This is a genomic window from Streptomyces sp. NPDC054841 (genome assembly GCF_053611045.1).
This window is the reverse complement of sequence record NZ_JBSGZO010000415.1, coordinates 1-7,822: the sequence shown is the minus strand read 5'-3', so window position 1 is coordinate 7,822 and position 7,822 is coordinate 1. Positions and strand designations below refer to the sequence as shown.

Annotated in this window: 9 protein-coding genes; 3 read left to right on the top strand and 6 right to left on the bottom strand. The window is 70.1% G+C overall.

Annotated features, from left to right (window positions below):
• Positions 1–179 precede the first annotated feature (179 nt).
• The gene (locus ACWGI8_RS35065) at positions 180–635 is read left to right on the top strand and encodes a group II truncated hemoglobin (protein ID WP_453667217.1); all 456 of its coding nucleotides are present in this window, start codon (positions 180–182) and stop codon (positions 633–635) included.
• Between the two features lie 74 nt (positions 636–709).
• Here the strand turns inward: ACWGI8_RS35065 and ACWGI8_RS35060 are convergent, their stop codons facing one another.
• Both ACWGI8_RS35060 and ACWGI8_RS35055 read right to left on the bottom strand, forming a co-directional pair.
• Complete coding sequence (locus ACWGI8_RS35060; protein WP_453667215.1) at positions 710–1,156, bottom strand: DUF6304 family protein; 447 nt, start codon at positions 1,154–1,156, stop codon at positions 710–712.
• Positions 1,157–1,537: 381 nt separating this feature from the next.
• On the bottom strand, positions 1,538–2,122 hold the full coding sequence (locus tag ACWGI8_RS35055) for a dihydrofolate reductase family protein (RefSeq protein WP_453667213.1): 585 nt from the start codon (positions 2,120–2,122) through the stop codon (positions 1,538–1,540).
• A gap of 168 nt (positions 2,123–2,290) precedes the next feature.
• On the opposite strand from ACWGI8_RS35055, the gene ACWGI8_RS35050 reads away from it, so the two are divergent.
• Positions 2,291–2,866, top strand: a complete 576-nt coding sequence (locus ACWGI8_RS35050; RefSeq protein WP_453667211.1) for a TetR/AcrR family transcriptional regulator — start codon at positions 2,291–2,293, stop codon at positions 2,864–2,866.
• On the opposite strand, the gene ACWGI8_RS35045 is transcribed toward ACWGI8_RS35050, so the two are convergent.
• From ACWGI8_RS35045 to ACWGI8_RS35035, 3 genes are all read right to left on the bottom strand, one after another.
• Positions 2,841–3,464 carry a GNAT family N-acetyltransferase gene (locus ACWGI8_RS35045; RefSeq protein ID WP_453667219.1) on the bottom strand — a complete coding sequence of 208 codons (624 nt, stop codon included), beginning with the start codon at positions 3,462–3,464 and terminating at the stop codon, positions 2,841–2,843. The two genes, ACWGI8_RS35050 and ACWGI8_RS35045, sit on opposite strands and share 26 nt — an antisense overlap.
• 130 nt (positions 3,465–3,594) lie before the next feature.
• Positions 3,595–4,638 (bottom strand): family 2 encapsulin nanocompartment cargo protein polyprenyl transferase, encoded by a 1,044-nt coding sequence (locus tag ACWGI8_RS35040; RefSeq protein WP_453667209.1) that lies wholly within the window; start codon positions 4,636–4,638, stop codon positions 3,595–3,597.
• 82 nt (positions 4,639–4,720) lie between these two features.
• Entirely contained in the window at positions 4,721–6,136 is a 1,416-nt protein-coding gene (locus ACWGI8_RS35035; RefSeq protein ID WP_453667208.1) for a family 2B encapsulin nanocompartment shell protein, read from the bottom strand.
• Positions 6,137–6,490: 354 nt separating this feature from the next.
• Here ACWGI8_RS35035 and ACWGI8_RS35030 point away from each other — a divergent pair, with 354 nt between their 5' ends.
• Positions 6,491–7,081, top strand: a complete 591-nt coding sequence (locus ACWGI8_RS35030; protein WP_453667207.1) for an N-acetylmuramoyl-L-alanine amidase — start codon at positions 6,491–6,493, stop codon at positions 7,079–7,081.
• Here ACWGI8_RS35030 and ACWGI8_RS35025 read toward each other — a convergent pair.
• The gene (locus ACWGI8_RS35025; RefSeq protein WP_453667205.1) at positions 7,074–7,784 is read right to left on the bottom strand and encodes a Type 1 glutamine amidotransferase-like domain-containing protein; all 711 of its coding nucleotides are present in this window, start codon (positions 7,782–7,784) and stop codon (positions 7,074–7,076) included. The two genes, ACWGI8_RS35030 and ACWGI8_RS35025, sit on opposite strands and share 8 nt — an antisense overlap.
• Positions 7,785–7,822 lie beyond the last annotated feature (38 nt).

Sequence of the window (7,822 nt, the reverse complement as noted above, 5' to 3'; positions counted from 1 at the left end):
CCCGGGCACGGGGCGTTTTCCGGTCGGCTTCGAACCGGCCACGGCCGTTGAGGAGTTCGTTGCGGAGTTCGTTGCGGAGTTCGCTGCGGAGGATGTCAATCCGGGCGTGGAAGCGGGCCGGCTGGGGTTGAATCCCCTGTGACCGTGCAACAGGCCGGAGCCGTTACCGGGAGGACCGGATGACCGAACGCCCAGAGACGCTGTACGAGGCCGTGGGTGGCGCCGAGGCCCTCCAACGGCTGTCCACCACCTTCTACGAGGCCGTTCTCGCCGATCCCCTCCTGGCTCCGGTCTTCGCACACTTCACGCCCACGCATGTGGAGCACGTCGCCGTCTGGGTCGCCGAGGTCTTCGACGGCCCGGCCCGGTTCACCGGGGCGCTCGGCGGCCACCAGGCCCTGCTCCGCGCCCATCTCGGACTGTCGATCACCGAGGAGCAGCGGCTGCGCTGGATGGAGCTGATGACCGCGGCGGTGGACAAGGAACTCCCGGACGACGAGCTGCTGCGGCGGCGGGTCGTCGAGTACTTCGACTGGGGCACCAAGATCGCCCGCGAGGTCTCGGCCTCTCCGGTGGGCGAGGACCTCGGCGACCCCGGCCCGACGCCCCGCTGGCGCTGGGAGGGCCACACGTGACATCAGGGCGGGTGGGGCTGCGGACCCCTGCCGCGGGGAGCCGCTCGCCCGGGTCCGTCGTGCCTCGGTGCCGGTCAGGCGCTCTCCAGCAGCCTCCGCCCGAACTCCGCGCCCGCAGGCAACTGCCGCCGGATGCGCCCGAGCGCCTCGTCGAAGCCACCGCCGGCGATACCTGACTCGTACGCCGCGCCGCCGAAGTGCAGGGTGAGGTTCAGATCCACCCGCTCCGGCCGGCCGTCCGCCCCTCGCTCACCGAGTGCCAGCAGGCAGCTGAGCGTGGCCTGCTGCACTGCCCCGTCCAGCGCGACAGGCAGCGGCAGGTCCCATTCCAGTACGCAGCCTGCGAGGGCTTCGCCCGATTCCGCCGCGCTCAGGGCGGCGAAACCGGGACCCTCATACTCAATTCCCCTGATGCGGGTGCACACTTCCTGCCCGCTCGCCGCAACCGCGATGGCTATCGCTTCCGCACCCCGGCGGTCCCGGTACCAGCCGGTCCACACATCCGTCGACTCCGATGACATGGCGCGGACTGTAGCGGTATGACTGGCTCCGCCGTACAGCCGGTCACCCTTGGAGCTGTCCCGCCCGGATTACGCTAGGCGGGTGAACCCGCGGTCGGCTCTCCGTCCGCGTCCTCATGGTGTCCTGCGCGCCCCGCACCCCCCGCACTCTCGGCGCCCTCGGCGCTCAGCGCACAGCTGGGGTTGTGGCACGGTCCGGGAGCCCATTCGGGGACGAAAGCCCCGAGGACCTTGCGTCGTTTGATGACGGAACCGACAGGCTGTCCGCAGGACGGGCAGACGAACTCACCCTGCGGGCGGCGGACGGTCCGACGTCCTTCGCTGCCCATGAGTCAAGGATAAGTCGGCATGCCCAGGACGAACAGCGCTCGCGCCCGCCCGCTACCGCTTCCTGCCGTACTGCCGCACGACCACGTCGTTGCTGAAGGTTCGCACCCAGTCCAGCGCGAAGTCGGTGATAGCGAAGTCCGTGCCGAACATCGGCATGCCCGCGCCGTACACCTGCGGATACGTCTTGATCACGAGCTCGTCGATCTCGTCGAGCAGCTCACCGGCGATCTGCGAGCCACCGCACAGGTAGATGTCGAGCCCGCTGTCCTCCGCCTTGAGCTCGCGGACCTTGCCGACCAGGTCGTCGGAGATGATCTCGACGTTCGGATCGGGGGACTTCCCGAGGGTGCGCGACGGAACGTACTCGCGCAGCTGGGCGTACGGGCTGGTGATGTTGGCGTCCAGCGCCAGCTGGTAGCTGGCGCGCCCCTGGATCAGGGTGTCGAAGCGCTTGTTCTCGGCATCCTGGATGCCCAGCGCCTCGCGGCCTTGCACCGGAATGGTCTCCGGGTACTCGGTCTTCAGGAACTCCAGGTACTCCGCGTCCACGAAGCTGAACATGGACGAGGCATCGCCGCTCGGGTCTCCGATGAAGCCGTCGATGGAGCAGGCGATGAAGTACGTGAGCTTACGCAAACCGGTCCTCTGTTTCTTTCGGGGTCATTTGTTTCTGACGACGTCAGTCGCCTCCGTGGTTCGGCCGGGCCGAACCACTGTAGCTATAGTGCTCCATGTGTAGTGGTTAAGCAAGAGCCTTTTTCGGAAGGCATGTTGAGAACACACGCCGAGGAGGAACGAGAGGACATGGCCAGGAACCCGGAGCGCAGGATCGCCCTCGTGGACGCCGCCATCGAGGTGCTCGCCCGCGAAGGGGCCCGTGGCCTCACCTTCCGCGCGGTCGACAGCCAGGCCGGTGTCCCAGCGGGAACGGCGTCCAACTACTTCGCGAGCCGCGACGACCTGTTCACCCAGGCCGGCGCCCGGATTCATGTACGGATGACACCGGAGCCGGCCCAGGTCGACGAGGCGATGCGGCCCGCGCCGACCCGTGAGCTCTACGTGGAGCTGATGCAGTGGCTGGTGCGGCGCATGGCCGAGGAGCGGACCGGCTACCTCGCCATGCTGGAGCTACGGCTGGAGGCCACCCGCCGCCCGGCGCTGCAGGCGGAGCTGAACCGGGCGATCCGCGCCGACCTGGATGCGAACCGGCGCTTCCATCTCGATTCCGGGCTCCCCGGCGACGCGGACACCTTCCTCGCCCTCTATCTGGCCATGACGGGCTTGCTGCTGGAGCACTTCACCCTGCCGGATGTGCTCGCCGACCAGGACGTGAACGCCCTGGTGGAGACCGTCGTCACGCGGATCGTCCCTGAGAAGTGACCCGTCCGGCGACGGGCTCCCGCCACATGGGCCACATGTGCGGGCCGCCGGGCAGCTCGACCGTACGGTCCGTGAAGGCGAAGCCGAGCCGCTCGTACAGTCTGCTGCTGCGGGGGTTGCTCGCCTCCAGATACGCGGGCACACCCTCGCGATCGCAGCGCTCCAGCGCGGGTGCGAGCAGTGCGCTCCCGAGCCCCTGGCCCTGCTGCTCCGGGGAGACCGCGATCAGCAGCAGATACTCGTGCGCCCGGCCCTGCGGATGGGCCTCGCCGGTCAGCCGCCCGACGAGCTCGGCCCGCTCGTTGTCCGGGTCTGCGATCTCGCGCATCCGGGCCGGGGTGTCGTCCTCCTCCTCGGGCGGGTCGGCCGGCACCTGCAGCCAGAGCGCCGCGGCCGTCCCGTCCTCCGTCATGTCGACCCGGCCCTCCGTGAGCGCGGCATCGAGGAACACACCGAGGAATGTGCCGTGCACCCTGCGGCGATGAGCCTCGTCGGGGAAGACCCAGCTGCTCACCGGGTCGTGCATGAACGCCTCGTCGAGCAGCCGTACCACCGTTTCGCGGTCGCTCTCCCCCGCCTGCCGTATCCGTACGCCCACGCCCGGGCCCCTCTCCGTGATCGTCAACTGGCCGCTGCGATCCTAGAGTTGGGTCCGGGCTTTCGCACCTGGCGCGGCGTCCACGCCCAGCGGGTACGGCATCCGCGCCCAGCGGGTACGGCGTCCGCGCTCAGCGGGTGCGGCGTGTGACGAACTCCGCCAGGGAGAGCAGATCCCCAGCCGCCCTGAGGTCGGGGACGGCCCGGGACAGCTGCTGGACGGCCCGCGCCATCCGGTCGGCCGCCTGGAGCTGCGCCCAGTCCCGGCCGCCGGCCCGGTCCACCGCCTCGGCGGCGCGGCGGACCGCCTCGTCGTCCATCGCCCGGCCGTAGAGCTCGGCCAGCTCCGCCCCTGCCACGGTGCCCGAGCTGAGCGCCGCCACCACCGGCAGCGCCTTCTTGTGCGCGATCAGATCGGCCCGGGCCGGTTTGCCCGTACGGCCGGGATCGCCCCAGATCCCGATCAGATCGTCGATGAGCTGGAAGGCCGGCCCCACCTCCCGTCCGAAGGCGTCCATGGCCGCGACCTCTTCCTCGCCCGCGCCCGCGTACAGTGCGCCGAGGGCGCAGGCGCAGCCGAGCAGCGCCCCGGTCTTCGCCGTCACCATGGCGAGGCATTCGTCGAGCGAGACCTCGTGCGGGCCGGACTGCTCGAAGGCGCAGTGCGCCTGCCGGCCGGCGCAGAGCTCGATCACACAGGCGGCGAGCCGGGCCGAGGCGGCCGGGGACCCGGGGTGCCGGTCCTCGGCGAGCAGCCGCAGCGCGAGGGCGAGCATGGCGTCGCCCGCGATGATGGCGTCCGGGGTGCCGAACACCGTCGAGGCGGTGGGCCGGTGCCTGCGGGTCCGGTCCATGTCGATGACGTCGTCGTGCAGCAGCGTGAAGTTGTGGACGAGTTCCACGGCGGCCGCGGCCCGCACGGCGTGCTGCGGATCCCCGCCGAGCGCCCGGGCGGCGGCGAGCACCAGGGCGGGCCGGATCGCCTTCCCCGCCGATCCCGCGGCCGGCATGCCGTCGGCGTGCTCCCAGCCGAAGTGGTACATCGCGACACGGCGCAGGGAACCGGGCAGCGACTCCACGGTGTCGCGCAGCCGGGGATTGACGGCGATGCGGGTGCGCTCCAGGAGTGCCGCTGCCTCGTGCCCCTCGGTGGCGGCGGCGTCCGTGCTGGTCATGATCACGGTCACGTCCTCTGTGAAGGGGGTGGGACGGGGCGGCGCCGGGCCGCCCCCGCCGGGCCGAGCGCGCCCGGGCCCGTCAGCGCCAGCGGCTGACTTCGACGTTCTCCAGCACGCCGAGTGCGTCGGGCACGAGGATCGCCGCCGAGTAGTAGGCCGTGACCAGGTAGGAGATGATCGCCTGCTCGTCGATGCCCATGAAGCGGACGGACAGGCTCGGCTCGATCTCATCGGGGATTCCTGCCTGCTGCAGGCCGATGACGCCTTGGTCGTCCTCGCCCGTACGCATGCACAGGATCGAGGTGGTCCTGGCGTCCGAGACCGGGATCTTGTTGCAGGGGAAGATCGGAACTCCGCGCCATGCCGGGATCTTGTTGCCACCGATGTCCACGCTCTCGGGGACGAGGCCGCGCTTGTTGCACTCGCGGCCGAACGCGGCGATGGCGCGCGGGTGGGCGAGAAAGAGCTTGGAGCCACGCCGCCGGGACAGCAGCTCGTCCATGTCGTCGGGGCTGGGCACGCCGTCGTGGGGCTGCAGCCGCTGCCCGTAGTCGCAGTTGGCCAGGAGCCCGAACTCCCGGTTGTTGATGAGCTCGTCCTCCTGGCGCTCGCGCAGCGCCTCGACCGTCAGCCGCAACTGCTGCTCGGTCTGGTTCATCGGCTGGTTATAGAGGTCCGCGACGCGGCTGTGGACCTTCAGCACGGTCTGGGCGACGCTCAGTTCGTACTCGCGCGGGGCCGCTTCGTAGTCCACGTACGTGTGCGGCACGACGGCTTCGCCGACATGGCCGGCGGAGAGGTCGATGGCGGCCTCGCCGTATTTGTTGGTCCGCTGCTGGGGGATCGACAGCACGGAGAGGAGATGAGCTCCGAGGGACTCCGCACGGTCCGCGAGCGTGAGCACGTCCTGCCGGGAGAGCTCCAGCGCGATGCATGCGGTGGCGGCCCGGGCCGTGAACTCCCATTCGGCGTCCCCGTCGACCAGGGAGCGGTCGCCGAAGTAGGACCCGTCGGCGAGGACCCCGAGCACCGCCTCGTCGCCGTACGGGCCGGTGCCGATCTGCTCCACCCGGCCGTGCGCCAGGAGGAACACCCGGTCCGCCGTCTCGCCCTTCGTGGCCAGCACGTCGCCGGGCGCGAACCTCACCTGCCGGCATCGTTGGGCCAGTTCGCCGAGCACGGCCTCGTCGCCGAACCCCCGCAGCGGTGGCAGCTCGCCGAGCTCGGCCGGAATGACCTCGACCTGGCTCCCGGTCTGGATGAAGGTGACACGCCCGTCGCCCACGGAATAGCTGAGCCGACGGTTCACCCGGTACGTACCACCCTGCACCTGGGTCCAGGGCAGCATCCGCAGCAGCCACCTGGAGGTGATCTCCTGCATCTGGGGCGCCGACTTGGTGGTGGTCGCCAGGTTCCGCGCGGCTGCCGTGCCGAGACTCTGCTGCGGCGGCGCCTGGTCCTCGCTCACCTCGTCACCAACCGAACCAACCGACATGGGACTCCCTCGCAATCATGGGTTGACCTGCGAGGAAAAGCCTTCCAGCACGGAGAGTCGCCACGCCATTACACAAATGAGTGGGACTAGTCGCGAACGTGCGGGGCATGACACGCGCTTTGCACCCGGCCGGCCCACCACCCTGATCACCACCGGGATCGACTGCCAAAATCCGATGTCCGGATCAGCTGTCCGCATCAGCTGATCCGGATCACCTGCCCGAACCGGCTGTCCGGATCGGCTCGCACACCGTACGAACGGATCGGCCGGGCAACGGTGTTGGGTACAAGGCCGGTACGAGCCATTCCGCTCGGCCACGGTCCAGCACCACCACACCCCACGAAGGAGTCGTTCATGTCCTTACCCATGTCCGCGAGCAGTTTCCTCGACGCCCTTCGCGACGAGGGGCTCACGGTCGTCCAGGTCGGCGACTGGCGCACCCGCAACCGCAATCACAAGGGCCCATGGGGGCCGGTGCACGGCGTGATGATTCACCACACCGTCACCAACGGCACCGACGACACCGTCCGCATCTGCCGGGACGGCTACCCGACCCTGCCCGGCCCGCTCTGTCACGGAGTCATCGACAAGGACGGCAAGGTCCATCTGGTCGGCTACGGCAGAGCCAACCACGCAGGGCTCGGCGACGACGACGTCCTGCGCGCCGTGATCGCGGAGAAGCTGCTGCCGCCGGACAACGAGGCGAACACCGACGGGAACCGGCACTTCTACGGTTTCGAGTGCGAGAACCTCGGTGACGGCGAGGACCCGTGGCCCGCCGCCCAGCTGGAGGCCATCGAGAAGGCCGCGGCGGCCGTCTGCCGCCGCCACGGCTGGACGGCGCGGTCGGTCATCGGCCATCTGGAGTGGCAGCCGGGCAAGGTCGATCCGAGGGGCTTCACCATGAACGCGATGCGGGCCCGCATCGCGGCACGGCTCAAGTGAGTGTGAGCAGGCGGGCGGGGAGGCCGGGCTCTTCGCGGACCGCATCCTCCCCGTGCCGGACGACCCGGTGCAGAGCGGCGCCCGGCGTCCTCGTGACGACGTCGTCGAGGCGTCCGTCCACGAAGAGTGCGGCCGCGCCGTCGTCGAGCGCCCAGCCGTCCGGCAGTACGCCGCCGGCGACGGCCGAGAGGTACGCAGGCCTGCGCTCGGCCTCGCTGTCGTAGTGCGGGCACATACTGCCGGGCAGCAGCCCGAGCCCGTCATGCAGCGGCCGGACGGGCCCGAAGGAGTCGGTCAGGCAGGCGTCGAACCAACAGGCGGCGCCTGCGCTGATCCCGCAGAGCAGCACACCTCGGCGGTATGCCTCGCGCAGGATGTCGTCCACACCGTGCAGCCGCCACACGGCCAGCATGTTGGCGGTGTTCCCGCCGCCGGTGTACACGATGTCCTGGCCGAGGAGGAAGGTCCGCAGATCCTCGCGGTCGCGCCGGAACAGCGGAAGATGGGTGGGCTCGCAGTCCTGCCGCTCGAAGGCGGCACTGAAGCCCTGAATGTAGCCTTCCGCATCTCCGCTCGCGGTGGGCAGGAAGCAGATTCTCGGCCGAGCGCGCCGGGCGTGGGCGAGGACGAAGTCGTCGAGCAGCGTGTCGGGGTCCCCGGAGAACCCGCCGCCGAGCAGCACGATCTTTCCCGTGGCAGTCATCAGCCCGCAGCGTAGTGCCGCCGCCCCGAGCCCGCGGG